At 60.7% G+C, this 26,306-nt stretch carries 26 protein-coding genes; 12 read left to right on the top strand and 14 right to left on the bottom strand.

Annotated features, from left to right (window positions below; genetic code table 11):
• Positions 1-73 precede the first annotated feature (73 nt).
• The 3 genes from B3C1_RS03565 (at position 74) to B3C1_RS03555 (ending at position 3,072) form a co-directional block, all read left to right on the top strand.
• Positions 74-1,399, top strand: coding sequence for a sodium-dependent transporter (locus B3C1_RS03565; protein WP_008482968.1), 1,326 nt, complete (start codon positions 74-76; stop codon positions 1,397-1,399).
• Positions 1,396-2,748, top strand: a complete 1,353-nt coding sequence (locus B3C1_RS03560) for a sodium-dependent transporter (protein WP_008482967.1) — start codon at positions 1,396-1,398, stop codon at positions 2,746-2,748. The genes B3C1_RS03565 and B3C1_RS03560 overlap by 4 nt, the downstream gene beginning before the upstream one ends.
• Positions 2,749-2,844: 96 nt before the next feature.
• The gene (locus B3C1_RS03555; RefSeq protein ID WP_008482966.1) at positions 2,845-3,072 is read left to right on the top strand and encodes a hypothetical protein; all 228 of its coding nucleotides are present in this window, start codon (positions 2,845-2,847) and stop codon (positions 3,070-3,072) included.
• A gap of 10 nt (positions 3,073-3,082) precedes the next feature.
• Here the strand turns inward: B3C1_RS03555 and B3C1_RS03550 are convergent, their stop codons facing one another.
• Both B3C1_RS03550 and B3C1_RS03545 read right to left on the bottom strand, forming a co-directional pair.
• Complete coding sequence (locus tag B3C1_RS03550; RefSeq protein ID WP_008482965.1) at positions 3,083-4,267, bottom strand: ABC transporter permease; 1,185 nt, start codon at positions 4,265-4,267, stop codon at positions 3,083-3,085.
• Positions 4,267-5,049 (bottom strand): ATP-binding cassette domain-containing protein, encoded by a 783-nt coding sequence (locus tag B3C1_RS03545; RefSeq protein ID WP_008482963.1) that lies wholly within the window; start codon positions 5,047-5,049, stop codon positions 4,267-4,269. The genes B3C1_RS03550 and B3C1_RS03545 overlap by 1 nt, the downstream gene beginning before the upstream one ends.
• A 206-nt stretch (positions 5,050-5,255) precedes the next feature.
• Here B3C1_RS03545 and B3C1_RS03540 point away from each other — a divergent pair, with 206 nt between their 5' ends.
• The 6 genes from B3C1_RS03540 (at position 5,256) to B3C1_RS03515 (ending at position 11,282) form a co-directional block, all read left to right on the top strand.
• Positions 5,256-5,957 carry a YIP1 family protein gene (locus B3C1_RS03540; protein WP_008482961.1) on the top strand — a complete coding sequence of 234 codons (702 nt, stop codon included), beginning with the start codon at positions 5,256-5,258 and terminating at the stop codon, positions 5,955-5,957.
• A gap of 4 nt (positions 5,958-5,961) precedes the next feature.
• Positions 5,962-7,107, top strand: a complete 1,146-nt coding sequence (locus tag B3C1_RS03535) for an efflux RND transporter periplasmic adaptor subunit (protein WP_008482960.1) — start codon at positions 5,962-5,964, stop codon at positions 7,105-7,107.
• Positions 7,100-7,807: an ABC transporter ATP-binding protein gene (locus B3C1_RS03530; protein ID WP_008482959.1), complete on the top strand. Its 708-nt coding sequence runs from the start codon at positions 7,100-7,102 to the stop codon at positions 7,805-7,807. The genes B3C1_RS03535 and B3C1_RS03530 overlap by 8 nt, the downstream gene beginning before the upstream one ends.
• On the top strand, positions 7,800-9,035 hold the full coding sequence (locus tag B3C1_RS03525) for an ABC transporter permease (RefSeq protein WP_008482958.1): 1,236 nt from the start codon (positions 7,800-7,802) through the stop codon (positions 9,033-9,035). The genes B3C1_RS03530 and B3C1_RS03525 overlap by 8 nt, the downstream gene beginning before the upstream one ends.
• A gap of 119 nt (positions 9,036-9,154) precedes the next feature.
• Positions 9,155-10,462: a hypothetical protein gene (locus B3C1_RS03520; protein WP_156804440.1), complete on the top strand. Its 1,308-nt coding sequence runs from the start codon at positions 9,155-9,157 to the stop codon at positions 10,460-10,462.
• Positions 10,455-11,282, top strand: a complete 828-nt coding sequence (locus B3C1_RS03515) for an immunity 49 family protein (RefSeq protein ID WP_008482956.1) — start codon at positions 10,455-10,457, stop codon at positions 11,280-11,282. The genes B3C1_RS03520 and B3C1_RS03515 overlap by 8 nt, the downstream gene beginning before the upstream one ends.
• Before the next feature lie 79 nt (positions 11,283-11,361).
• Here B3C1_RS03515 and B3C1_RS03510 read toward each other — a convergent pair whose 3' ends face one another.
• Genes B3C1_RS03510 through zwf form a run of 4 tightly spaced genes read right to left on the bottom strand, consistent with a single transcriptional unit; the run spans position 11,362 to position 15,961 of the window.
• Positions 11,362-11,994, bottom strand: a complete 633-nt coding sequence (locus B3C1_RS03510) for a bifunctional 4-hydroxy-2-oxoglutarate aldolase/2-dehydro-3-deoxy-phosphogluconate aldolase (protein ID WP_008482954.1) — start codon at positions 11,992-11,994, stop codon at positions 11,362-11,364.
• Positions 11,991-13,820, bottom strand: a complete 1,830-nt coding sequence (gene edd, locus B3C1_RS03505; RefSeq protein ID WP_008482953.1) for a phosphogluconate dehydratase — start codon at positions 13,818-13,820, stop codon at positions 11,991-11,993. Before edd ends, B3C1_RS03510 begins: the two co-directional genes overlap by 4 nt.
• Complete coding sequence (pgl, locus tag B3C1_RS03500; protein ID WP_008482952.1) at positions 13,817-14,521, bottom strand: 6-phosphogluconolactonase; 705 nt, start codon at positions 14,519-14,521, stop codon at positions 13,817-13,819. Before pgl ends, edd begins: the two co-directional genes overlap by 4 nt.
• Positions 14,522-15,961 (bottom strand): glucose-6-phosphate dehydrogenase, encoded by a 1,440-nt coding sequence (zwf, locus tag B3C1_RS03495; protein ID WP_008482951.1) that lies wholly within the window; start codon positions 15,959-15,961, stop codon positions 14,522-14,524.
• 203 nt (positions 15,962-16,164) lie between these two features.
• Between zwf and B3C1_RS03490 the strand changes: the two genes are divergently transcribed.
• The 3 genes from B3C1_RS03490 to B3C1_RS03480 all read left to right on the top strand — a co-directional run bounded on the left by B3C1_RS03490 (position 16,165) and on the right by B3C1_RS03480 (position 18,861).
• Positions 16,165-17,022, top strand: a complete 858-nt coding sequence (locus B3C1_RS03490) for a MurR/RpiR family transcriptional regulator (RefSeq protein WP_008482950.1) — start codon at positions 16,165-16,167, stop codon at positions 17,020-17,022.
• Positions 17,023-17,100: 78 nt separating this feature from the next.
• Entirely contained in the window at positions 17,101-18,537 is a 1,437-nt protein-coding gene (pyk, locus tag B3C1_RS03485) for a pyruvate kinase (RefSeq protein WP_008482948.1), read from the top strand.
• A 120-nt stretch (positions 18,538-18,657) separates the two neighbouring features.
• Positions 18,658-18,861, top strand: a complete 204-nt coding sequence (locus B3C1_RS03480; RefSeq protein ID WP_008482946.1) for a YwbE family protein — start codon at positions 18,658-18,660, stop codon at positions 18,859-18,861.
• A 14-nt stretch (positions 18,862-18,875) separates the two neighbouring features.
• On the opposite strand, the gene B3C1_RS03475 is transcribed toward B3C1_RS03480, so the two are convergent.
• The 8 genes from B3C1_RS03475 to B3C1_RS03440 all read right to left on the bottom strand — a co-directional run bounded on the left by B3C1_RS03475 (position 18,876) and on the right by B3C1_RS03440 (position 26,281).
• Positions 18,876-19,544 carry a hypothetical protein gene (locus B3C1_RS03475; RefSeq protein WP_008482945.1) on the bottom strand — a complete coding sequence of 223 codons (669 nt, stop codon included), beginning with the start codon at positions 19,542-19,544 and terminating at the stop codon, positions 18,876-18,878.
• Positions 19,545-19,655: 111 nt separating this feature from the next.
• Positions 19,656-20,597 (bottom strand): DMT family transporter, encoded by a 942-nt coding sequence (locus B3C1_RS03470; RefSeq protein ID WP_008482944.1) that lies wholly within the window; start codon positions 20,595-20,597, stop codon positions 19,656-19,658.
• A gap of 36 nt (positions 20,598-20,633) precedes the next feature.
• On the bottom strand, positions 20,634-21,446 hold the full coding sequence (locus tag B3C1_RS03465) for a LytR/AlgR family response regulator transcription factor (RefSeq protein WP_008482943.1): 813 nt from the start codon (positions 21,444-21,446) through the stop codon (positions 20,634-20,636).
• On the bottom strand, positions 21,443-22,534 hold the full coding sequence (locus B3C1_RS03460) for a sensor histidine kinase (RefSeq protein WP_008482942.1): 1,092 nt from the start codon (positions 22,532-22,534) through the stop codon (positions 21,443-21,445). The genes B3C1_RS03465 and B3C1_RS03460 overlap by 4 nt, the downstream gene beginning before the upstream one ends.
• A gap of 90 nt (positions 22,535-22,624) precedes the next feature.
• Positions 22,625-23,401, bottom strand: coding sequence for a choline/ethanolamine kinase family protein (locus tag B3C1_RS03455; RefSeq protein WP_008482940.1), 777 nt, complete (start codon positions 23,399-23,401; stop codon positions 22,625-22,627).
• Positions 23,379-23,981: a nicotinamide riboside transporter PnuC gene (pnuC, locus tag B3C1_RS03450; RefSeq protein WP_008482938.1), complete on the bottom strand. Its 603-nt coding sequence runs from the start codon at positions 23,979-23,981 to the stop codon at positions 23,379-23,381. Before pnuC ends, B3C1_RS03455 begins: the two co-directional genes overlap by 23 nt.
• On the bottom strand, positions 23,978-24,223 hold the full coding sequence (locus tag B3C1_RS03445) for a thiamine-binding protein (protein ID WP_008482936.1): 246 nt from the start codon (positions 24,221-24,223) through the stop codon (positions 23,978-23,980). The genes pnuC and B3C1_RS03445 overlap by 4 nt, the downstream gene beginning before the upstream one ends.
• Positions 24,224-24,232: 9 nt before the next feature.
• Positions 24,233-26,281 (bottom strand): TonB-dependent receptor, encoded by a 2,049-nt coding sequence (locus tag B3C1_RS03440; RefSeq protein WP_008482935.1) that lies wholly within the window; start codon positions 26,279-26,281, stop codon positions 24,233-24,235.
• Between the last annotated feature and the right edge of the window lie 25 nt (positions 26,282-26,306).

The following is a 26,306-nucleotide window of genomic DNA, read 5'->3' as shown; positions in this document are numbered from 1 at the left end:
GAAGGTACTGTCAATAGACGCCGCCGTCGGCGAACCGCTATCATGCGGCATCCTTTCTTTACATCCTCCTGTCATGGTCAAAACCCAATTTTCCAGCCGCCTCGGCTTTGTCCTTACCGCCGCCGGTTCTGCCGTTGGCCTGGGCAACATCTGGGGCTTTCCTACCCAAGCCGCCCAGCACGGCGGTGGCGCCTTTCTTTTGCTCTACCTAGTATTGGTGTTTGCCCTGGCCTATCCGGCCCTGGTGGCGGAAATGGCTATAGGCCGCCGTGGCCATCAGGAGCCCATTGCCGACTTGGGCTCTCTGGCTGGCTTAACCGGCAAGCTGGTGGGTGTACTGGGACTGTTGGCGGTCAGCGCCATTTTGAGCTTCTACCTGATCGTGGCCGGCTGGCTGGTAGGCTACATGGGAGACGCCCTATTAAAGCTATTGGGGGTTGATTGGCCTTGGCTGACCGAGTTTGGCCTGGGCCGCAACTTGGCCCTTGGCGGTCTTTTTGGCCTGCTCACTTGGTGGGTGGTGCAAAGGGGCCTGCAGGAGGGGATTGAGACTTGGTCCCGCCGCCTGATGCCGGCCCTGCTGCTGGTGCTGATTGCCCTGGCCGGCTATGTGTTGACCCTGCCCGGGGGCAGTGAAGGCCTGGCTCTATACCTAACCCCCAACCCGGCCAAACTCCTTGAGCCCAGCCTGTGGCTGGCGGCTACCGGCCAAGCCTTCTTTTCCTTGTCCATCGGCGTGTGCGTGATGATGGTCTACGCCAGCTACCTGGACCAGGATGCTTCCCTACCCAAGCTGGGCCTGCAGGTCACCTTGATTGACTCGGGTATCGCCTTCTTGGCGGGCCTGTTGGTTATCCCCGCCATGTACGTAGCCAAGGCCCAGGGCCTGGCCATACTGGACGCCAAGGGCGAGCTGATCAGCTCCGACACCCTGGTGTTCGACCTTTTCCCCCGGCTCTTTGACAACCTGGGCAGCGCCGGCCTGGTGCTGTCCCTGGGCTTTTTCCTGCTGCTGACCCTGGCCGCCCTCACCTCCACCCTGTCGATGCTGGAAGTGCCTACCGCCTCCCTGGTAGCCCGCACCGGTGCCAGCCGCCGCCAGGCCAGCGGCATGGTGTTGGCCCTGGTGCTGGTCGCCATGGCCCTTATCTGCTGGCAATTCCAGTGGCTGTTCGGCCTGGTGGTCAAAGTGGTCACCCAATACGCCCAACCGCTGCTTGGGCTGGTGTTCTGTCTTTTCGCCGGCTGGCTCTGGCGCCGTGACAGTCTCCTGAAAACCCTGGCCGCCAAGGATGAAACCTTTGCAAAATCATGGTTCTGGAGACTCTGGCCCGGCTATGTCAAACTGGTCTGCCCGCTGCTTATTCTGCTGGTGATGGTCCAGAGTATCCTGCAATGACAACAACCAATCGTGGACAATTCAGCTCCCGCCTGGGCTTTGTGCTGGCCGCCGCCGGCGCCGCCGTTGGCCTTGGCAATATCTGGGGTTTTCCCACCCAGGCCGCCCAGCACGGGGGCGGCGCCTTCCTGCTGGTGTACCTGCTGCTGATCTTCGCCCTGGCCTACCCGGTGCTGGTGGCCGAGCTGCTCATCGGCCGCCATGGCCAGGCCAACTCGGTGCGCTCCCTGATGGCCCTGGCCAACCGCCCCTGGCAGCGCTGGCTGGCGATTGTCACCGCCCTTTTGGGCATTGTGACCGTCTGCCTGGTGCTGAGCTTTTATGCCATTGTCGCCGGTTGGCTACTGAGCTACCTGTTGGGGGCGGCCCTGCGCCTGCTGGGCCTTAACGGCGCTGCCGACTGGAGCGAACAGTTTGGTTTTGGCCGCAACCTGATCTTTACCCTGGTGTTTATGGCCATGACGGCAGCGGTGGTACTGCGCGGCGTCAGCCAGGGGCTGGAAAGCTGGTCCAAGCGGCTGATGCCGATGCTGTTCGTGCTGCTGATTGGCCTTATCGCCTTTATGCTGACCCAGGACGGCGCTCTGGCCGGCCTTGGCCGTTACCTCAAGCCGGACCTTGGCGCCTTGGACGACCCGGGCCTGCTGCTGTCGGCCACCGGCCAGGCATTTTTCTCCCTGGGCCTGGGGGTGGGGGCCATGATGGTGTACGGCTCTTATCTGGCCAAAGACAGCAACCTGCCCAAGCTGGCCCTGTCGGTGACCCTGGTGGATACCAGCGTGGCCTTCCTGGCCGGCCTGTTGATCCTCCCGGCCATGTATGCCGCCCAGCACCTGGGGGTATCCATCCAGGCCGACGACGGCAGCCTGGTGTCCTCAGGCACCCTGGTTTTTGACCTGCTGCCGAGCCTCTTTGCCAAGATGGGCGCCCTGGGCCCCTGGGTGGCCCTGGCCTTCTTCCTGCTGATGGCCATTGCCGCCATCACCTCCTCCATCAACATCCTGGAGCTGCCGGTCAGCTTTGTGGCCGAGGAAAGCCCTCTTGGCCGCAGCCAAGCCGCCGTGCTGATAGGCCTGTTGGTGAGCGCCCTGTCGGTGCTGATCCTCTGGCAGTTCGAGACCCTGTTCGAGCTGGTGATAAGCCTCTCGACCCAGTACCTGCAGCCCTTTGTGGGTCTGCTGCTGTGCCTGTTTGCCGGCTGGGTCTGGCAGCAACAGCGCTGCCTGGCCGCCTTGGCCCAAGGTAGCCCAGCTCTGGCCAGCAGCCGCACCCTCAGGGTCTGGCGCTGGTACGTCAAATGGGTATGCCCATTGCTGATTGCCGGGCTCTTGGTGCAAAGCTTTCGCTGATAAAAAAGCCCGGCTCGCCGGGCTTTTTTGTACTGATCGACCTTGGGCCAAGCCCGGGACCTTGCTAAGGTGGCCAAAACCCTTTGAGCCATCCCCATGCTGAAAAAGAAACTGACCCTGCATCTCGATGCCCTGCTGGTAATAGGCCTGCTGTTTTTGGCCTCCATCGCCTTTAACGTCTGTCAGCAACGGCAAGTTCACCGGCTCACCGAAGAAAACCTCAAGCTGCAATGGCAGGCAACGGTGGATAAACTCAACCTGGAGTCCCAACAGGCCACCATCGACAGGCTGGCCGGCCAGCAAGGGACAAAAAAGGCGCCCTAAGGCGCCTTTTTTAGCGGAACAGTATCTTTTCCTGCCGAAAGCAGTAGACGCAGAAGCTTATCAGCAGCGCCGCTATCACGGCGGTAGACAGCAGGATCAGCCCCAGCAGGCCATAGTCGACGGTGCCTTTGAGGATCTCCTTGATGGCCAGGGCCACATTGGTAATGGGCACCAGCGCCCACTGGGCATCCAGAGTCACCCCCGGCAGCAGCGCCACCACTATGGGCAGGATCAGCGGCAGGTTCAGCATCCCCATATAGTTCTGGGCTTCCTTGTAGCTGCGGGCATAGACCGACAAGGACAACATGGCCGCCGCAAAAATCGCCGCTATGGGGATCAGCATCAGCAGCACCAGCAGCACGTCCCCCACGCCGATGGCAGAGAACACCTTGATAATGGCGTCAATGGCAAAGTGCTGGCCGATAATAAGGCCCCAGATGGCAAAGCTGGCCACCGACAGCAAGGCTGCCAGTACCGCCGTGGTAAAGACCACCAGGAACTTGCCCAGTACCAGCTTGGTGCGGGGCACCGGCGACAGCAACAAGGTTTCCAGGGTGCCCCTTTCCTTTTCACCGGCCCCCAGGTCAATGGCGGGCATCATAGCCCCCATCAGGCAGGTAAAAAAGAGCACATAGGGCAAAAAGCCTCCCAGTTTCTCACCGATGGACTCGCGCTTGTCCGCCACCGACACCTTGGTGAGCTTGACCGGCTCGGCCAGGGCCAGCCGTACCGGCTCGTCCACCCCCACCAGGGCGCTAAAGTCACCTTTCAGGCGGTCTTCCAGGGGTTTCAAGGCCTTCTCCACCCGGCTCATCACCGACTTGATGGATGAAGCATCGTTGAAATAGACCTGCCACTCGCTTTGGCTTGGCTGGCTGGGGTCAAAGGTTTGTGGGATAGCCAGCACCACGTCCACCTTGCCCCCCTTGATAGCCGCCGGTATGTCGGTAAGGTCCACGTCATCCACCAGCACAAAATTGGAAGCGTCACGGACCACGTCCAGCACCTGGGGCACGGCCCGGGTCAGGGCCACTTTCAGGGGCTCGCTTTCGGCCTTCTGGATTTGCTTGGCGGTAATAAAGCCGATGCCACCGAAGATCAGCGGGAAGATCAGCAGCGGCATGGCGATGGCGAAAAAGAGGGTCTTTTTATCCCGTACCAGCTCCAGCAGTTCCTTTTTATACAGGGTCCACATCAGGCCGCCTCCTTGCTCATCACCAGGGTCAGCAGGGCCTGGCGCAGGTCGCCATTGAGGGCCGCAAACTGGGCCAGGCTGTCGTTAAATACCGTCTCACCCCTGTCGATAACCGCTACCCGGTCACAAAGGGCCGCCACTTCGTCCAGATGATGGGTGGAGAAGATCACCGGCACCCCTTGGCTTTTCAGGTGGCGCACCACCGACAGCACCGTCTCGGTGGCCATGATATCCAGGCCGGTGGTGGGCTCGTCGAGGATCACCACCTGGGGGTTATGGACCAGGGCCCGGGCGATGGAGGTGCGCTGCTTCATGCCGGACGACATCTGCTCTGCCCGGCGGTGCAAGAAGGACTTCATGTCCAACAGGCTGAACAGGCTGTCCATACGCTCGGCAAGGGCTTCTCCTTCCAGGCCATGCATGCGGCCGAAGTAGGCGACGTTTTCCATGGCGGTCAGGCGGCCGTAAAGGCCGGTGCTGGAGGACAAAAAGCCGATTTTCTTGCGGGCGGCGGCCGGGTCGCGCACCACGTCGATGCCGCCAATTTCAATGGTGCCGGCGTCGGGCTTGATGGCAGAGCTCAGCATGCGCAGTGTGGTGGTTTTACCGGCGCCGTTGGGGCCAAGCAGGGCCAAGACCTCCCCTTGCTGGCAGCTAAATTCCACTTGCCGAACCGAGTGAAAAAAACGCCCCTGCAGACGGGGATCGGCTTTTTCTTCTTCGGTCAGCTTCTTGGGGTCCGTTACGGCAAATCGCTTTGCCAGTCCTTTTACCTCAATCATCCTTTGCTCCTGGATTGGGCCTGCCATTATCATCGCTTTTCAACATCTTATCTGCACCATGCCAACGATGGGCGCTTTGTAACAACTTGTAAACATCTTGAGTCAATCTCTTGACAGCTCAGCTTGGCTGCCAGGACACTTCTAGCTTTGGGAACGCCGGCAGGCCTGTGGCTTGGGTGCCGGAAACAATGACAAAAGGGATAGCTATGCAAAGTTCTTCTGTTTTCGGGGCCGTTATCGATATTTTTGTGGCGCCCAGCCGCGCCTTGGTCGGGGTAGACAAGAACAGAGGTTGGTCATTCCTGGCCTTTGTTCTGTATGCGCTGATCCCTGCCCTTTTCATGGCCTACTACTTCCTGGGCAATGATTTTGAGGTGATCAAGGGCCAGATGCTGGCCGCCATGGGCGATGTGAGCCCGGCCGAGCGTGAACAGGCTGCCGCCTTCTTTACCCCCATGAGCATGACGGTCACCACCACCCTGATGATCACCTTGGTCAACCTGATAGTACTGACCCTGCACGGTCTCTACCTGATGTTTGCCACCAAAGTGGACCCCAACAACACCCATGGTTTCCCCGATTGGTGGGCCCTGAGCCTGTGGGCGCACCTGCCGGAGATCCTCGCCAGCCTGCTGGGCTTTGTGGTGGTAATGGCGTCCAGCACCGTACCAGACCAAAGCCAACTGGGGCTGTTGACCCTCAATGCCCTGCTGGGCCTGAGCCAAGGGGATAACTGGTTCAACTTTGCCAGTACCCTGAGCCTCTTTACCGTCTGGACCACAGTGCTGACCGCCCTGGGTATCCAACTGTGGACCCAAATCGACAAGGCCCGCGCCTGGACTATCGCCCTGCTGTTCCCTGCCGTGGTATACGGCGGCTGGGCTGTTATCAACCTCATCAAAGGTTGAGGCCATGAAGCGTCTACTGATCGGCCTTGGCATCCTGGCCATTGGCGCCCTGCTGGTCTGGGCCAAGGTGGCCAGGGGCCCGGCCGGGGTGTCGGTGGACCAGGTCGCTGCCGAAAAGGGCGATTTGAAACGCTCGGTGCTGGCCTCCGGCAAGCTGGCCTATCGCGAACAGGTGCAGCTGCGCTCGGAAGTGTCGGGGGTAGTGAAAAAGGTACTGGTGGAAGAAGGGGACCAGGTCCATAAAGGGGACCTGCTTATTGCCCTTGATCCCCAAAGTTACCAGGCCCAGGTCGACGCCCAAACCGCCTTGGTCAATCAAAGCCGCATTGCCATAGAGCGCCAGAGAAGTTACCTGCAGACCCTCAAGGCCCAGGTGGCCCGTAAGGTGGCCCTGCACGCCAAGGGGCTGCTGGACACCGACTCCTTCGAGACCGCCAAGTCGGATCTTACCCTGGCAGAGATTGACCTGCAGACCCGTGAGCAGGCCCTTAACCAGGCCCAGGCAGACCTGGACAGGGTCAAGGAACTGCTGGCCAAGACCCGCTTCGTAGCGCCCATGGACGGGGTGGTTACGGCAGTGGACGTCAAGGAAGGGGAAACGGTTATTCCCGGCACCACCAACATCATCGGCTCCAGCCTGATGACCCTGGCCGACACCTCCGCCATCCTCACCGAGGTAGAAGTGGACGAAGCCGATATTGCCGGAGTTAAGGAAGGGCAAGACGCCGACATTTTCGCCGTTGCCTTTCCCGACACGCCCTTGAGCGGCCAGGTGCAGTCCATTGCCACCACGGCCCGCCAGGCACCGGGGCGCCAGGGCATGAGCTTTACCGTCAAGATTCTGCTGTCGGACCTGAAAGACAAGGCCATCAGGCCCGGCATGAGCTGTAGGGCCGAGATCTACACCGAAACCGCTTCCGACGTACTGCTGGTGCCCATCGAAGCGGTGCGTTACGACGAGGACGACAAGCCCTTCGTGATGCGGGTCGACAACGGCCAGGCCCAGCGTCAAGACGTGACCCTGGGTATGTCCGACGACACCCAGCAGGCCATCGCCAGCGGCCTGGACGCCGGCGCCGAACTGGTCAGGGGCCCGGCCAGGGTGCTGCGCAACCTTAAAGACGGTGACAGGGTCGTAGCCAATGACTGATGTCATTTGCCTTGAGGCCATCAAAAAAGCCTTCGTGATGGCCGGCGAACCGTTCTGGGCCCTCAGGGGCATCGACTTGACCATAGGCCGCAACGACTATCTGGCCATTATCGGCCCCTCCGGCTCAGGCAAGTCGACCCTGCTCAATATCCTCGGTTGCCTGGACGTCCCCAGCGAGGGCCACTATTGGCTGGCCGGGGAAGATGTGGCCACCCTGCCCCAAAGCCAGCTGGCCCGGGTACGCAATCACCAGATTGGCTTTATCTTCCAAAGCTTTAACCTGCTGCCCCGGGCCAGCGCCCTGGATAACGTGGCCCAGCCGCTGGTCTACCAGGGTTTTAGCCTCAAAGAGCGGCGCCAGCGGGCCCTGGAGGCCCTGGCCAAGGTAGGCCTGGCTGACCGGGCCAACCACAGGCCCAACCAATTGTCCGGCGGCCAGCGCCAGCGGGTGGCCATAGCCCGGGCCCTGGTGACCCGGCCCTCTATCCTGCTGGCCGACGAGCCTACCGGTAACCTGGACTCCCAAACCACCCGCGACATCATGGCCCTGTTCGACGAGCTGCACGGCGAAGGGCAAACCATCGTCGTCGTCACCCACGAGCAGGACATCGCCAACCATTGCCGGCGGGTGGTAAGGGTCATGGACGGTGTTATCACCAGCGACAGCCTAGTTGCCGGGCAGGAGAGCCGCCTTGTCTAACAACGCCATACTGGCAGAAAGCCTGCGGGCTGCGGTCGGCGCCATCCGTGCCCACGGCATGCGCTCTGTGCTCACGACCTTGGGTATCGTTATCGGTATCGCCTCGGTTATCGCCGTGGTAGCTGTGGTCCAAGGGCTGACGGCCAGCATCGACAAGCAACTGGCCGGAATGGGTACCAATGTGCTGTCCATCAGCCCCTATACCCCCCTTAAAGATCAGATCACCGGCAACTTTGCCCGGCTGCGCGAAGAAGACGTGGACAGCATCAGAGGCAGCGTCTCCGGGGTTGCCAATGTCACGGTTTCCACCCCTTTGGTGGGTACCCTCAGCACCTTGAGTTACCAAGGGCGCAAGGCCAGCGCCATTGCCGCCGGAGTCGGCTACGCCTACGCCGATCTGTACGGGGCCTATACCGACAAGGGCCGCTTTTTCTCCAAAAGCGACGAGCAATCCCGTCGCCGGGTAACGGTGCTGGGCAAAACCGTGGTCAGCAACCTCAAAATCGTGGGCGATCCCATAGGTCAATACCTGCAGCTGGGCCAGGAGTGGTTCAAGGTGATAGGGGTTTTGGAAGAACGGGGTAAGTTTTTTGGCTTCGACCAGGACGACCAGATCCTGATCCCCTACTCTACCGCCCGGGCCCTGCAAGGCTTTGTGTCCACCCCCAACCTCAACATCTCCATGGCGATCACCGATCTTGGTCAGCAGGACAAGGTGGTGGAGCAGCTGAAAAGGGTTTTACGGCGTAACCATGGCCTGGCCAAGGACGCCCCCGACGACTTCGAACTGCAAACGGCCAAACAGATGCAGGAGCGCATCGGCGCCATCACCAACACCACCACCCTGGTGGCAGCGGGCGTGGTGGGAGTGTCGTTGCTGGTGGGCGGCATCGGCATTATGAACATCATGCTGGTGTCGGTCACCGAGCGCACCCGCGAAATTGGTATCTTAAAAGCCCTTGGCGCCACCCGCGCCCATATCCTCTGGCAGTTCCTGGCCGAGGCGGTGCTGCTGTGCCTCTTGGGAGGCATGATAGGCCTGGCATTGGGTTATGGTCTGGCCCTGGCTGTAACCGCCATGATCCCCGGCATGCCGGCGGCTACCGTGCCTTGGTGGGCCATAGCCCTGTCCCTTAGCTTTTCCGCCTTTGTCGGCGTGCTGTTTGGGATATTGCCGGCCATCAAGGCCGCCAACCTGCACCCCATCGACGCCCTAAGATATGAGTGATAACCCTAAAACAGTGACTGGCACCACTAATATCAATAAAGACTGAAGCGCCCTGTCACCCATGAGCAAAGGACGATAGCTTCTTGCCGATTTAATCTCGCAGGAGTGCAAGGATGCACTTGAGTTTTGATACCTTGGAAGTAACGGATGCCTTGAATGGCGTCTATGTGTTCGTGCCCCGCAACCACCCTGATCTGTTGCTCTATACAGAAGGGAATAGTTCAGCCCAGGGCGATTTTGCCCAGTTGCTGGACAGGTTAACCCTCTCCGGGCGCCATGCGCTGTTGAACTTCTGGGATAACCTCACCCACTCTGCATCGCCGCTACGCAACTGCGGCGGCAACTCGGCAGAACACCAACTCGTACAGGCCTTGGAAAGGGGCGAACTGTGCGTATTCCAGGTTGCCAGCGGCCTGGAGACCGCCTTAAAGACCCATGCCCCAAGCACCGCAGCGGCCAGCAATTCAACTACCGCCGCCGCCAACGACACCCCGAGACAGCAGACCCAACAGGCCAGTACCGCCCAGGAACAACAAGTCGCCGCCCGCACTGCCGAAAGCGAGGCAGAGGCAGAGGCAGAGGCAGAGGCAGAGGCAGAGGCAGAGGAGCCTAGCGACTGGAAGAATGTCAGCAAAGAACAATTTATCAGCGACTATACCGCGCGCTACCCTAACACCACCATCGCCGATAAATTGCCAGAATATTACGATGAAGGTATGCGCCAGCATCCTGAAACAGGGCACCTTCGCAATATCAACACCACGAACACGCCGCAAATCGAGGCGAAGCCAATCAGCACCAGCGAAATAACCTTTACCCACACCAAAGAGCTGAAGATACTGGAGGCCCAGCGTAAGCGAGCCCAATTAGCCAAACTGAGAGCTATCGCGAAAGGTGATGAGGAAGCTGAAAAGGCAGCCAACCAACGTATGGTCAATTTCAGTGCCGCCATCGGTGTCACGTCAGCCCGCCTGGTTATGGCTAAAGAGTATCCTGACTTTGAAGAGCTGGTTGACTTCAAACTGCCCGGCAAGGGAGAGCAGGGGCAATTTGATCTGGTCTATAGCAACAAGAATACCGGTGAAGTGCTCGTCGTCGAGGCCAAAGGGGGGGCATCAACACTAGGCAGCAGGAAAGCTCTGTGTCGTAGGCAAGCTCAACAAGGATCGCCCGAATACTGTGATAGTGTTATTGCGAATATGCATAAGATCTATAAAAAAGCCTTGAATGCAGGAAAGACCCCCAATGAGATGAAAGGGCTTAGTGATGGTATGAAAGTATTAAAAAGAGCTAAACGCGTTGATGATAAAATACACTCCATCCTAATCAGTCAAAGGCTAGAGTCGGATGGTTCCCTTAAGCCCTCTGCAAAGCTGATTAAATTCAGCAACGAACCATCCTTAAGAAAGGAAGTACGAAATGATTGAACGCCATTATAAAGAGAAGCATCCAGAGTACACTGAGGAAACTCTTGTTGATTACGAGGAAGATATCCCACTCATGATCAACACCATTAAAAAAAAGAATGGTGGATTGATTCTGGGTGGTTCCATTAACGAAGCAGTGGATGGCTTTGGTAACGCCATTATTCTTGGACGGCCGCATAACGACTCTCTTCGGCATCTCTCTCTTTTAAAAGAGTTTGGCGTCACCAATTTTGCCTATATGGTGAACCAGGGCAAAACATTTCAGGCAACCATTGATGGCGACACTTTTGAGCTGACCGGCCAGCCCAAGACCGATTATGTCGATACCGACAGCTGGATTAAGGTGTATTGCGCAGCAGTCATGTTGCGGGATTTTGACGCTATTAGCGTTTTGAACCAAGTGAGCGAGGCGACCTTTATCAGCGCCAACCTAAAGCCAGACAGCTTCGATTTAGCCCTGATTAAGGTACTTAAAGGCATCTTCACTCCAGACTCGGATATGGCAGCGCTGTTGAAAGATGCCTTGCTCTGCGACGATATCGATGATATGCGCCTACCTTACGCTCACCATATCTTGTCGCCATTACTGCCATTAGTACGCTGCATTTTTACTGCCAATGCCGAAGCCGAGTTTAATCAGGAACTGCGCGAAGCGGTTGCAATGCACAAAGCCTATTGGTCCAAGGATGAACTAGAAGCCCTTGGCTGGGTATCTTTACCCCTGACCGCTCTGGCCGTTATCGCCCAGGATGCCAAGGGTTATAGAATGAACTTTGAAACCGACTACATTCCGGCCTGGATAGTTAATCGGGAATTTTAAATTACCGGTAGCCCGCAGCTAGCTGCAAAGTTACGCGTTTAATAACGGTAGAAATAAAAAAGCGCCTTTCGGCGCTTTTTTATTTCAGGCTGTAGGCCTCGCGGGCCAGGGCGGTAATGCCGTCCCAGTCACCGGCCTCAATCAGGCCCTTGGGGGCCAGCCAGCTGCCGCCGACGCACAGCACGTTGGGCAGCTTGAGGTAGCTGGCGGCATTTTGCTCGCTGATGCCACCGGTGGGGCAGAATTTCACCTGGGGAATGGGGCCACCCATGGCCTTGAGGGCCGGGGCGCCGCCACTGGCTTCCGCCGGGAAGAACTTGAAGTAGCTCAGGCCCATGTCCATGCCGGTCATCACTTCGGACAGGGTGCTGACACCGGGGATAAGGGGCGCGGGGCCAGCCAGGGCAGCCTGCACCAGCGACGGGGTCATGCCGGGGCTTATCACAAACTTGGCACCGGCAGCCACGGCGGCCTGGTAGTCTTCGCTGTTGAGCACGGTACCGGCGCCCACCAGGGCGTCTGGCAGTTCCTTGGCGATCAGGCGAATGGCGTCCAGGGCGCACTGGGTACGCAAAGTCACTTCCAGCACCTTAACGCCACCGGCCATCAGGGCCCGGGCCAGAGGCACAGCGTGCTCAAGCTCTTCTATCACCAGTACCGGCATTACCGGGCTGGCGGTCAGCACGTCTTGGGGTGCTAGGTTCCAGGTCATTGGTTGTCCTCATGGGGAAAGCGGAACAGGGTGGCTCCTTGCTCGGCGCCGCACAGTTGGGGTCGTAGGTTCATGAAAAGGCCACGGCCCATGCCGATGCTGTTGGGCAGCAGATCGGCCTTGGCGCACTGGCGCTTGGCCAGCTCCGCCTCGTCTACCAGCAGGGTCAGCTCGCCGGTATGGCTGTCCAGGCGGATAAGGTCGCCGTCCTGCACCTTGGTCAGCACCGGGTTGTCCAGGGCTTCGGGGGTCAGGTGAATAGCGGCGGGCACCTTGCCGGACGCGCCGGACATACGGCCGTCGGTGACCAGGGCCACCTTGTAGCCTTTTTCCTGCAATACGCCGAGGGGCGGCGTCAGCTTATGCAGCTCCGGCATGCCGTTGGCCTTGGGCCCTTGGAAGCGCACCACCACGATGCAGTCGCGGTTTAAGTCGCCGGCCTTGAAGGCGGCGTCCAGCTGGTTTTGGTCAGAAAAGACCACCGCCGGGGCTTCGATAACGGTGTTGGCCGCCGGTACCGCCGAGACCTTGATAACGCCACGGCCGAGGTTGCCGTGCAGCACCTTAAGGCCACCTTCGGGGCTAAAGGGCGCCTCGGGGTCGGCCAGCACGCTGGTATCCAGGCTTTTGTCGGGGCTGGGGCGCCACTCGAGCTTGCCTTCGTTGAGCCAGGGCTCCAGTTCGTAGGCGTCCAAGCCCTCCCCTACTATGGTCTTGACGTCTTCGTTGAGCAGACCCAGCTTGCGCAGGCTCTTGATGAGATAGCCCATGCCACCGGCCGCCTGGAAGTGGTTGATATCGGCCTGGCCATTGGGGTAGATGCGGGTCATCGACGGTACCACCTTGGACAGCTGGTCGAAGTCGTCCCAGTTGATGTCGATACCGGCAGCGCGGCCGATGGCCACCAGGTGCATGGTGTGGTTGGTGGAGCCGCCGGTAGCCAGCAGCGCCACCATGGCGTTGACCAGGGTCTTGGCGGTGAGGATCTCGCTAAAGGGGGTGTAGTTGCCGGACAGCTCGGTCAGGCGGGTCACCTGCTTGGCGGACGCCTCGGTGAGGGCGTCACGCAGCTGGGTATTGGGGTTCACAAAGGATGACCCCGGCAGCTGCATGCCCATCACTTCCACCATCAGCTGGTTGGAGTTGGCGGTGCCGTAAAAGGTACAGGTACCGGCGCTATGGTAGGACTCGCTCTCGGCGCGCAGCAGCTCGGTGCGGTCGACCTGGCCCTGGGCATAGGCTTCGCGGATGCGGGCCTTTTCCTTGTTGGGCATGCCGGACGGCATGGGGCCGGCGGGCACGAACACGAACGGCAGGTGGCCAAAGCTGGCCGCCGACATCAGCAGGCCGGGCACTATCTTGTCGCAGATCCCCAGCATCAGGGCGCCGTCAAACATGTTGTGGGACAGGCCCACCGCCGAACTCATGGCGATAACGTCCCGCGACAGCAAGGACAGTTCCATACCCGGCTGGCCCTGGGTAACGCCGTCACACATGGCCGGCACGCCGCCGGCAAACTGGCCGACCGACCCTACCTCGTGCAGCGCCTTTTTAATCAGCGCCGGGTAGGCCTCGTAGGGCTGGTGGGCCGACAGCATGTCGTTGTAGGCGGAGATGATGCCGACGTTGGCCTTGGTGAAAGACTTGAGGCTGTCCTTGTCGGACAGGCCACAGGCGGCAAAACCGTGGGCCAGGTTGCCACAGGACAGGCTGGCACGGTGCACGCCACCGGCTTTTTGGCTGGCAACCTGCTCCAGGTAGCGGGCGCGGTGCTGGGCGCTGCGCCCTTCGATGCGGGCCGTTACCTCGGCCACAACCTTATTCATGCTTCCTCCTGGTACAAATAGACGTCTACCGGGGTTTGCTTTTGCCCCAGAATGGCGCGAATGGGCATGGCCGCCACGTCGCCGCCGGCCAGGGCCTTGGCCAGGGTGTCGGCCTTGTCCTGGCCTTCCAGGTGCAGATAGATCTGGCGGCTGTTAAGCAGCGCCGACAGGCTCATGGAAATACGGGCCAGGGGTTGGCTGGCCGGGTGGGCGGCAATGAGCCTGGCCTGGGTCTGCAAGCCTTCTTGCAGATGGGGGCAATCAGGGAACAGGGAGGCGGTGTGGCCGTCGTTACCCATGCCGAGGATCACCACGTCCAGGGGCTGGGGCAGCGCACCCAGCCAGTCGCTGGCCAGGGCCAGGCCTGCTTCCACCGTGGCGTGGGGGGTTTTAAGGCCCACAAAGCGGGCGCTGGCCGCCCGCCCGGTAATCAAATGCTGGCGCACCAGGGCGGCGTTGGAGGCGCTGTCGTCCAGGTCTACCCAGCGCTCGTCGGCCAGGGTCACCAGCACCTTGGACCAGGTGATGGGCTGGCGGGACAGGGCCTGGAAAAAGGCCAGGGGCGTGCGGCCGCCGGATACCACCAGGGAGGCTTTGCCCCTGGCGTCTATGGCTTCTTGCAGCTGGCCGGCCACTTTGGCGGCCAACTGCTCTGCCAGCAGGGCGCGGTCGTTAAAGCGCTTTTCCACTGTCAGTTTCATTTATTCCTCCCAGCTGCGGCCGTCGCGGGTAATAAGGGCGATGGAGGCCACAGGCCCCCAACTGCCGGCCTGGTAACTCTTGGGGCCGTCGCCGCTTTGGTCCCAGGCTTCCATGATGGAGTCCACCCAGGTCCAGGCCGCTTCTATTTCGTCACGGCGCACAAAGAGCGCCTGGTTGCCCACCATGGCTTCCAGCAGCAGCCGCTCGTAGGCGTCGGCAATACGCTCTTCCTTGAAGGTTTCGAAGAAGGACAGGTCCAGCTTGGTGCTTTGCAGGCGCATGTTGGACTCCAGGCCCGGCACCTTGTTGAGCATCAACAGCTCCACCCCTTCCTGGGGCTGCAGGCGGATGATGAGCTTGTTGGCGGCCAGCTGCTTTTGCGACTTGGCAAAGATGTTGTGGGGCAGCGCCTTGAAGCTCACCACCACTTCGGTGCACTTGGCGGGCATGCGCTTACCGGTACGCAGGTAAAAGGGCACGCCGGACCAACGCCAGTTGTCGATGTCCACCCGCAGGGCCACGAAGGTCTCGGTGTGGGAATTGGTGATGGCCCCTTCTTCTTCAGCGTAGCCCGGCACCGCCTTGCCCCGCAGGAAACCGGAGCTGTACTGGCCGCGCACCGTCACGTCGTTGACGTTGGCGCTGGTGATGGGGCGAAGGGCGCGCAGCACCTTGAGCTTTTCGTCGCGGATGGCGTCGGCGTCCAGGCTGACCGGCGGTTCCATGGCGATCAGGGTCAGCACCTGCAGCAGGTGGTTTTGCACCATGTCGCGCATCTGCCCGGCCTTGTCGAAGTAGCTCCAGCGCCCTTCGATACCCACTTCCTCGGCCACGGTGATCTGCACATGGTCGATGCAGCTGTAGTCCCAGTTACCGGCGAAAAGAGCGTTGGCAAAGCGCAGCGCCAGCAGGTTCTGCACCGTTTCCTTACCCAGGTAATGGTCGATACGGTAAATTTGACGCTCATTAAAGTGGGCGTCCACCTTGTCGTTGATGACCCGGCTGGAGGCCAAGTCCTGGCCTATGGGCTTTTCCATGATGACGCGGCTGTTGTCACGGATAAGGCTGGCCCCGGACAGGCCCTGGCAGATATCGCCGTAAAGGGAAGGAGGCGTGGCGAAGTAATAAACTTCCGGGGTGTCGTGGTTGACCACCTCGCCAATGGCGGCGTAGGCGTTCATGTCGGAAAAGTCTAAGGACACATGGGCCAAGCGGGCCTTGAAACGGGCCAGCACTGCCTTGTCGACAGGTTCTTTGAGGAAGGTATCCAGGGTGTCTTCTATTGGCTCGGCATCTCCCCGGGCCACGCCGATGATACGGCTGTCTTTGTCCAGTAATCCGGCCTTGTCCAACTGATAAAGTGCCGGCAACAGCTTACGCCTGGCCAAGTCCCCTTTTACACCGAACAACACCAGATCGCACGGGCCTATGGCTTTCATGCGTGCATCCTTCCCCTGATCAATTAGGTTGTAATTTAACTACATTATAGGCACCAAAAGCCCCCCCTTGTCCACAATCCCACCGGAGATTTTCGGTTGTCGAACTTTCATAAGAGGTTTTTTTTCATAATAATGACAAAAATCCAGTGGGATCAGTGCGATCTATCCCGGCGGCCAGCCAACAGAATAAGGAAAATGTTGCCATGAACACCTTGGACAAAATTGCCAAGAGTCTGGGAAGTCTTTCAAAATCAGAGCGTAAGGTCGCCGAGGTGATCCTCGCCAACCCCCAGTCCGCCATTCATTCGTCCATCGCGTCCCTGGCCAAGGCCGCCGACGTTTCCGAGCCCACCGTCAACCGTTTCTGCCGCCGCCTGGACACCAAGGGCTTCCCGGATTTCAAGCTGCACCTGGCCCAGAGCCTGGCCAACGGCACCCCTTATGTGAACCGCCATGTAGAAGAAGACGACGGCCCCGACGCCTACACCGCCAAGATCTTCGAATCCGCCATGGCCTGCCTGGACACCGCCCGGCGCAGCCTGGACACCGCCGTTATCAACCGCGCCGTAGACCTGCTGACCCAAGCCAAGAAAATTTCTTTCTTTGGCCTGGGCGCCAGCGCCGCCGTGGCCCACGACGCCCTCAATAAGTTCCTGCGTTTCAACGTGCCGGTGGTTTATTCCGACGACGTGCTGGTGCAGCGCATGAGCTGCATGAACTCCGCCACCGACGACGTGGTAGTGCTGCTGTCCCACACCGGCCGCACCAAGAGCCTGGTGGAGCTGGCCCGCATCGCCCGGGAGAACGACGCCACGGTGATTGCCATCACCTCCAAGGACTCACCCCTGGCCAAGGAAGCCACCTTCGCCATCGGCATGGAAGTGCCGGAAGACACCGACGTTTATATGCCCATGGCCTCCAGGCTGGCGTCCTTGACCGTCATCGACATCCTGGCCACCGGCTTCGTACTGCGCCGGGGCCCCCGTTTTCGGGAGAACCTGCGCCGGGTCAAGGACGTGCTGCGCGATTCTAGGTTGGAAAAAGACGACGAAAAGCGCTGATCGGATTTGTAGTAAAATTACAAGAAAAGGGCGGTGACTATGCTATAGTGGCCTCACCGCCTTTTAGGGTATCCGGTCATGCTTAGAAGAACGAAAATTGTCACCACCCTCGGCCCCGCCACGGACAAGGGAAACAACCTGGAAAACATCATCCGGGCCGGCGCCAACGTCGTACGTCTTAACTTCTCCCACGGCAAAGCCGAAGACCATATGGGTCGCGCCAAGGCCGTGCGGGACATCGCCGCCAAGCTGGGCCGCCATGTGGCCATTCTTGGCGACCTGCAAGGCCCCAAGATCCGCGTCTCCACCTTTAAGGACGGCCCCATTCAGCTGACCGTTGGCGACCATTTCGTGCTGGACGCCGAGCTGCCCGCCGGTGCCGGCCACCAGGGCGCCGTAGGCCTGGACTACAAAGCCCTGCCTGACGACGTCAACACCGGTGACGTGCTGCTGCTGGATGACGGCCGGGTACAATTGAAGGTGCTGGGGGTTGAAGGCGCCAAAGTCAACACCCAGGTGCTAATTGGCGGCCCCCTGTCCAACAACAAGGGTATCAACCGCCAAGGCGGCGGCCTGACCGCCCCGGCCCTGACCGACAAGGACAAGGCCGACATCAAGACGGCGGCCGCTATCGGTATCGACTACCTGGCCGTGTCCTTCCCTCGCTCCGGCGACGATCTTCGCTACGCCCGCCAACTGGCGGAAGAAGCCGGCGCCAAGCCCTTTATCTGCGCCAAGATTGAAAGGGCCGAAGCCGTGTCCGACAACGAAGCCCTGGACGACATCATCCTGGCGTCCGACGCCGTGATGGTGGCTCGGGGCGACCTGGGTGTGGAGATCGGTGACGCCGAGCTGGTAGGACAGCAAAAGCGTATCATCCGCCGTGCCCGGGAGCTAAACCGGGTGGTGATCACCGCCACCCAGATGATGGAAACCATGATTGAAAGCCCCATGCCCACGCGGGCCGAAGTCATGGACGTGGCCAACGCCGTATTGGACGGCACCGACGCGGTGATGCTGTCTGCCGAAACCGCTGCCGGTAAATACCCGGTGGAGACGGTGGAAGCCATGTCCCGAGTCTGTGTCGGCGCCGAAAAGAACCCGGCGGCCATCATCGACACCCACCGCATGAACCACAGCTTCAACTCGGTGGAAGAGACCATCAGCCTGTCCACCATGTATGCGGCCAACCACCTGGCCGGGGTCAAGGCCATCATCGCCCTGACCGAGAGCGGTGGCACGCCGCTGCTGATGTCGCGGATAAGCTCTGCCCTGCCGATCTTCGCCCTGTCGCGCCACGCCAGCACCCTTAACCGCCTCGCCCTGTACCGGGGCGTCTTCCCGGTGGCTTTTGATTCCAGCCACTACCGGGATGATGCCCTCAAACGCGAAGCCCTGACCCTGCTCAAGGCCAAGGGCCTGCTGCAAAGCGGCGACCTGGTGCTGATGACCTACGGCGACCGTATGGAAACCATCGGCGGCACCAATACTTGCAAAATTTTGCAGGTGGACTGAGACCGCAACGCAAAAAAGGCGCCCTAGGGCGCCTTTTTTATTGCCTGGCCCAGACACGGCCTAGGACAGTAGAGCCCGCCCTGTTAAGGTGCCAGCCTCAGACTTTTAAGGAGAATGCCCATGCAGGGTAACAACAGGGCCAATATCAAGGTGGGCGCCACGGTGTCTGTGGTGCTGAAAAAAGATCAAGGCAGCGGCGCCCTTACCCAGGGGGTGGTGCAGCGCATCCTCACCAACTCGGCCAACCATCCCCATGGCATCAAGGTCAGGCTGGAAGACGGCCAGGTGGGACGGGTCAAGGTGATCCACGGCGACGGGCACTGAGGCCCGCCAGCCGCTTAATAGATGTTGATGGTGTAGTCGATGTCCTGCACCAGCTCCTGGCCACTGTCGGCAAGGTAGCGCGAGCGGATCTTCAGGCTGTGTTCGCCGGGGGATAAGGGCCTTAGCATCACCCAATAGCCTTCGGTGGCCGACGGATAGATCTTCGGCGGTAGCCGGTCCCGGGATACGGAGCCCAGCAAGTCAAAGCAGCTTCTGGCTTTTTGCCTGAAGGCGGCCAGGCTACCAAGATCATGGCCGTCGAGCTCCAATGACAAGGTTTTTACCTGGGGCCATTTGATGGCCACCGCCTGTTGCACCGCCGGGCACTCGAACTCGTTTTCGTAGTTGGGTGCAGCCAACTGCGACATCACAGGGACAAACAGGTACTTGCCTGCCGGTACGTTGCAGTAGCGCTCCACCTTGTGGTCGTTGGGGGCGCTGGCCAGAAACCACACCGGGCCAGACTGGCTGTAGTCACAACGCAGCCCTGTCATGTCACTAAAGGGGCTTGCCGGCCCCGGTACCGATTTTTGCCATTGCCACCAGGCCACCGCGTATTGCGATTGGCTCACTTCGCCCACCCGCATCAGCGGGGGCAATATGCCGTCATCCAGGGCATGGGTGCAAAAAGACAATAGCGCAAGCAGTAGGGCGCACACCCTGGCGCAGATCCCCTTGTCCATCTCAAAGACTCCCTCGTATTTGCAGCGGTGGTCTTATGCCCCGCTTTTCCTGCATTAACAGCAGGTTGAACATTAAATTAACAAATAGGAGGGAAATGTAAAGCAATGACGCTAAGTGGTCGCCTTTTTTCGTGAAAATAGGCGATGTCCCATGGCGTTGACCACGGATCCCAGCACCACCAGCCCGGCTCCCAGGTAAGACAGCAGCGGCAAATGCCGGGTGTCGAAACCAAAGGGCAGCAGCGGGGCCAGGGCCGCCACGAACAGGAAGGTCATCAAGGGGGTAATGGCCAGCAGCGCCGACACCTTGGAGGCTTCCCAGTGGTTGAGGGCTTCGGCAAAGGCACCGTAGGCTATCAGGGTGTTAAAGCAGCAAAACAGCAGCCAGCCCCCTTCCCAGGGCGACAATTCCACCACCAGAGACGGCGCCGACATGGGCAGGAATACCAGGGCCCCGGCCAGGTTGATCAGCATCATGATCTGCACCGAACTCAGCTGGCGCAGCAGCGTCTTCTGGGCCAAGGCGTAGGCCGCCCAGGTTACCGCCGCCACCACCATCAGCAGCACCCCCAGGCCAAGGCCGGCAAAGTCGGTGACGATTTCAACCAAACGCTCGTTGAAAAAGAGCCCCAGTCCCAGCACCAACATCAACACCCCCAACCGCTGGGCCCCGCCGAAGGGCTCCTTGTAGAGCCAGACGCCCCCCAACAACAGCAGCAAAGGCGCCAGCTGGATAACGGTTTGGGCGGTGCGCGGGTCCAGGTGGCGAAGGGCCAGCAGGTAAAAGCCGTAATTGGCCAGCAGGCCGACGATGCAAATGGCCAGCAGCCAGGGCCCCTGGCCCCGCAACTGCCGCACCTTGGGCATTTGCCCTTTGACCAGCAGCCAAACCGCCAGCAGGGCGCCGGAAACGGCAAAACGGTAGAAGGTGATGGTATAGGGGTCCATGTGCACCAACACCTCTTTCAAGGCAATGGGCAGCAGGCCCCACAGCAGCACAGTGACCATGGACAACAGCGCGCCATAACCGGCGCGCCCGGACAAGGGATGCATCAACGGCTCCGAAAGAAGCGGAAAGGAAAACCGGGGTCAGAGCAGCAGCTGCTTGACCTTTTCCCGGTAGGAGCGCCCTACCCGCAGCTCATCACCGCTTTTGAGGCGCACCAGATAGTCGGCACTGGCCAGGTTGATCAGCTGGCCGATACGCTCGCGGTTGACGATGGCGCTGCGGTGGATCCGCACGAAACGGCGCGGGTCCAGCATGGCTTCCAGCTCCTTCATGGTTTTACGCATGATGTGGGTAATGCCCTTGGCATGGATGCACATGTAGTCGCCGGCGGCGTCCACCCAGTCGATATCCGCCACCGCGACCAGGCTCACTTCGGAGCCGTCGCGGATGGCCAACTGACTGGCGTAGTCGCCGGTGACGGCCTCACCCCGGCTCAGGCGCTGCTGCACCTCGTCCATGCTGACCCCGGCCAGTTCCGCCAGGGCTTTGAGCATGCGGGCCTCACGGCGGGCCTGGTCGCGCTGTTCCAGCTGGCTGCCGATGCGCTCAAGGCAGGCGCCTAGGCGCTCTTCGTCTATGGGCTTTAGGAGGTAGTCCAGGGCATGCAGCTCGAAGGCCTTGACCGCATAGTCGTCATAGGCGGTGACAAAGACCACCAGGGGCAACTCCAAATCCTTGTCCACCAAGGATTCAATAAGCTCGATACCGGTCATGCCTGGCATCTGGATATCCAGAAATACCAGGTCCGGCTTGAGAGCGGCCATGGCTTGCAGGGCCTCTTTGGCAGAGCCCGCTTCCCCCACCAGTTCCAGGTCCGGGTGGGCGGCCAGCCGGACTTTCAGCCCTTGGCGGGCCAGCGGCTCGTCGTCAACTATCAGGGTTCTTATGGTCATTCTTCTGTCTGGTAGGGTATGCGTAAATTGACGGTCAGTCCCGACGGCTCCCGGGACGACAGGGTAAAGGCAAAGTCTTCACCGTATAGGGTTTGCAGGCGCTCGCGGGTATTGGCAAGGCCAACGCCTGTGCTGGTGCTCTTGCCCTGGCCCAGGCCTGGACCATCATCGCCGATCGCCAGCAGCAGATCACTACCAAATCGTTTGCCTGAGATCCAGATATTCCCGCCCTGCTCTTGCCCCGCCACCCCGTACTTGATGGCGTTTTCAATGAGCGGCTGCAGGATAAGGGACGGCACCAATGCCGCTTTAGCCTCTTCATCCACCTGCCAGTGGACCTTGAGGCGGTCGGAAAAACGCACCTGCTCTATGGCCAGGTATCGCTCCATGGCCCGCACTTCCTGCTCCAACGGCACCCGGCGGATCGGATCGTTTTCCAGGGAATAGCGCAGGAAGTCGGCAAGACCGGTGACCATGCGGTTGGCGGTGTCGTTTTCCTTGACCATCACCAGGGTGGAAATGGCGTTCAGGGTGTTGAACAGAAAATGGGGGTTGAGCTGGTAACGCAGCGCCCGCAACTGGGCCTGCTGGGCGGCATTGGCGGCCTTTAAGGCCTTTTCGTTCATCAGCTGCAGCATCCGGTAGTACTTGATACCGAAATACAGGCCGCTCCAGGCCGCCAGTATGGGCACCGCCGCCACCACATAGCCGTAGTAGCCCGACCAGGCGTCCGGCGCCTTGTTGGGATAGAGCACGGCAAAGTAGAAGAAGTTGCGGGCCAGCTGCCAGACCATGCCCACCAGCAGGCAGGCCAGGGTGGTAAGCAGCACTATGGTGCCGGCCTTGTTGTTCCAGATGCGCCGGTAAAAATAGCGCAGGGGAATGGACAGCAGCCAGCCGGTGCCGCTGAGAAAGGCGATATGGACCCAATAACGGCTCGAGCCCCCTGCCAGATAGTTGGAGATCCAGAACAGGGCGCCGTAACTCAACCAGCCAAAGCTGTGTAGCAGCCAAAAATAACGGTCGTGGTACTCACCGAAGAGGGTGCGGCCTACGTCCCTGCTGTCATCTGCCAAGGAGCGCCTCATAAGGACACCTTCGCCATCAGCCAGGGAGAGGGGAAAACCGCTATGTATGCCAGCATGTACAGGACCGGATCAAAAAGTCTGTAACAAAGGCTAATGGAGCCCTTCCAGGGCCACAAGGCACTGGCCCCAGGCTTTGCGATAATGCGCCGCATAGGCAAGGTAGCCCGCTTGAGGGTGGCGGCACCAGCACTCACAAAGGTGGGCAAAAACGGCCCCCATGGCCCAGAGCCTGGCCAGGCGAATAGGCTTTAAGGTCAGGGCTTGCCAGGCGTTTGCCAAATGCTGCGGCGCCAGTTCATGGGTGATGAAAATGGCGGCAAGGTCGTAGTAAGGGTCGGCCAGGCTGCCGTATTCCCAGTCGATAAGCCACAGCCGTTGTTGCTGCCACAGGCAGTTTTGCGGGTTGAGATCCACATGGGCCGGCACCAGCGGCAAAGGGTCCGCTTCAATCAGCTGGTAGGCAGCCCAGGGGCTGTCGGCGCCGGCTCCAAGGGCCAGGGCCCGCGCCCTGAGGGGCAGCACCGGCAAGGTGGGCATGGCCAGGCCCTGTAACCAGGCAACGGCCTTTAACAGGCTGGCAAGTTGCCCCTCCTGGCTGGCCGGGCCGGTTGGGGCGTCGATAAAGCGGCTCAAGGTCCACTGCCCCTGCAGCCACAACAGCGGCGGGCTTATCCCCGCTTGGCTGGCCGCCTGCCACAGGGCCAATTCCGCCTGGCGGTCTATGCCAAGCTCCAGGGCGGCGCTGTTTTGGCGCAGCAGCGCCCGCTGCTCTCCTAGGGTCAGCAGCCAATGGCGGTTGGTCAGGCCGCCGCCAAAAACCTGAGCCTTGGCCTGGGCCCAGGGCTCAGGCAGGGGTGGCAGCGTCACGGCGCCAGCTCCAATAACCACCTACCGCCATCAGCACATAAGCCACGAACAGCAGCGCCGTCATGGCCAAGTCTTTTTGCAGGTACAGCCAGATACTGGCCGCGTCTATGGCAATCCAATAGAGCCAGTTCTCCAGCACCTTGCGGGTCACCATCCAGGTGGTGATCACCGCAAAGCAGCTGGTGGCGGCGTCTAGGTAGGGAAAGGCGGCCTGGGTCTGGGTGGCCATCAGGTGGCCCCAGGCCAGGGACACAGCGGCGCCAAGGGCAATGACCCTAAGATGCCAGGCCAGGGGCCGGGAATTGACCGGCAAGCGGCCCCCTGCCCTGCCCCTTCGCCAGCTCCACCAGCCATAGAGGGCCATGGCCATGTAATAGAGGTTCAGCACCGACTCGCTGAGCAGGGCAACGTCGTAGAAGAGCACCACGTAAATCAGGGTACTGACCAGGGCCGCCGGCCAGCACCACTGGCTTTGGCGCATGGCCAGCAGCAAATAGGCGACCGCCAGCGTCACCGCCAACCCTTCCAGGGGGGAGGTGGCCGCCAGCTGGGCGGCCACCTCCTGGACAAAGCCGGTCACGGGCGCAGGTCCCCACCCAGGAACTTGCACACGAAACTGGCCTTGCCCTTGGCGTGCTGGGCCTTCATGGCCTCGCCCACCACCTTGAGCACCTCATCGTAGGGGCCGAACACCTGGGTACTCATGGTGTTGGTGATCACCTTGAGGTTCGGGTGGCGGTTCAGCTCGTCGATAAAAGCCTGGATAGGCGGAATGTAGTCATCCGCCAGGGGGTACATGGAGATCTCGACCGAAAGGTTCATCTTGGTTCCTTAGAAACGGTAGCTGGCACTGGCGCCGACCATGCGGCCGTCACCCAGTTGATAATAGGGATGTTCGCCGTAGCCGTCTGCCGGGTCGTTGCCGAAGCCGCCAAAACCACGGGTGGCGTAGCGCCGGTCGAACAGGTTGCGGCCAAACAGGCTCAGCTCCCAGTTCTGGTGCTGCCAGGCCAGGTTGGCATGCCAAAGGGCAAAGGCCCAGGACTGCTCGTTGTGGGTGTCGGAGAAGTAGAAGGCGTCTTTGCCTTCGCTCTCTAGGGTCAGCAGCCAGCTGTCCGCCAGTTGCCAGTCGGCGGCCAGGTGGTATTGCCAGCGGGGGGCCTGGGCCTGGTCGCGGCCGTCCAGGGCCTGGCCTTCGGCGTTGACGAAGTCTTCATAACGGGTATTGAGCAGCCCCAGGCTGCCGGACAGGCGCAGGCTGTCGGTGGCCTGCCAGGCCGCTTCCAGTTCCAGGCCGTAGTTGCGGCCGGAGGCGGCGTTGTCCAGGTAGTTGACGAACTCGGTGGAGCCGTCGTCACGGGTGACGGTCTGGTAGGTCTTCACCTGCATGTCGTCGCGCCACATATGGAACAGGCTCAGCGCCAGGGACAGGTCGTTTTGCAGCCACCACTTGGCCCCCAGCTCCAGGTTCAGGGCCGTTTCGGTGTCAAAGTGGCGGTATTGCTCGGCAACGCTGCCTTCGGTGTTAAAGCCGCCTGGCTTGTAACCCCGGGACAGGCCCAGGTAGTAAAGGCTGCCGTCCAGGCTGTAGGACAGATCCAGGTTGGCGCCCCACAGGGTTTCGCTGCTGGACAACACCTGGGGGTAGGAGTCGCTGTAGTCGGCTTGCCAGCGCTCCAGGCGCAGGCCCCCTTCCAGGCGCCAGCGGGCATCGAGGGGCAAAGACAGCTGACCGTACAGGGCCTTGTTGTCGCTGTCGATATCGCTGTTCATGCCGCCATAGGTGTAGTCGCGCACCAAGGACTCGTCCTGGAAGCGCCCGTACAGGCCCAGTACCCAGTCGGCCTGGCCCAGGCGGCCGGCAGGGCTGGACACCAGGCGCAGATCCACCATCTGGGTGTCCCGCTCGCGCCGGTAGGCGTCAATGCTGGCGTAATCGCCGTAGGGGCAGTCGCGGCTGGCGCAATAGCCGGGGTTGGACCAATCCTCGTCGAAGCTGTAGCCAAGGTCGCTGTGGCTGCTGGTGGAGTCGAGCACGATGCGGGCCTTGTCCCAGCCGCCGTAGCTCAGGCGTGAGCCCAGGCCACGGCTGCGCTGCTTGTCGCGGCCGGGGTTGTCAGACAGGGTGGTGCGGCCATTGTCAAAGCTAAAGGCGTCGTAGCCGTTGTCCACGTCCAGGTACAGGCCGATGAGATCCCACTGCCAATCCCCTTGCTGGTAACGCAGCTTGAGGCGGGCGGTGTCTTCGCTGCGATCATTGCTGGCCTTGCCCAGCAGGGCGTTGTGGTTGTCGCCGTCACTGTCATAGGTGGAGCCGGACAGGCGCGCCGACCAGGCGCCCCCCAGGCTGCCACCCAGGGCCCCTTCCAGGCGCTGGCTGTCGTGGTTGGCCAGGGTCAGGCGGCCATAGCCCTGGGTGTCCTGGCTTGGGTCCTGGGTGCGGATATTGACCAGGCCGGCCAGGGCGTTGGCGCCAAAGCGGGTGCCCTGAGGGCCACGGAACACTTCGACCTGGTCGATGTCGCTGATAAGGCCGGCCAGGCCCAGGCCGGAAAAGTCAAAGCCGTCCACCAGCAGCCCCACCGAGGGGTTGACCGGGTCCACAAACTGGCTGCGCTCCCCTATGCCACGGATCTGGATAAAGCGGCCACGGCTGGCGCCGCTGGAAAAGTTGACGTTGGGCACCAGGTTCAGGGCCTCGTCCAGGGCCTGGGTGTGGCGCCGCTCCAGGGTGTCGGCGGACAGCACCGACACCGAATCGGTCAGTTCCTGCAGCGCCTGGGCGCGAAAATCGCCTGTGACTTCAATGCGTTCTATGGCGTCGTCCGCCAAGGCGGCCGGGCTGGCCAAGGCAAGTGCGAGAAGGGATTTTTTGAACATCTGGACCTCTTTATAAGAGATCCGG

Source organism: Gallaecimonas xiamenensis 3-C-1 (assembly GCF_000299915.1).
Classification (GTDB): domain Bacteria; phylum Pseudomonadota; class Gammaproteobacteria; order Enterobacterales; family Gallaecimonadaceae; genus Gallaecimonas; species Gallaecimonas xiamenensis.
This window is presented reverse-complemented; position numbering and strand designations above follow the sequence as displayed.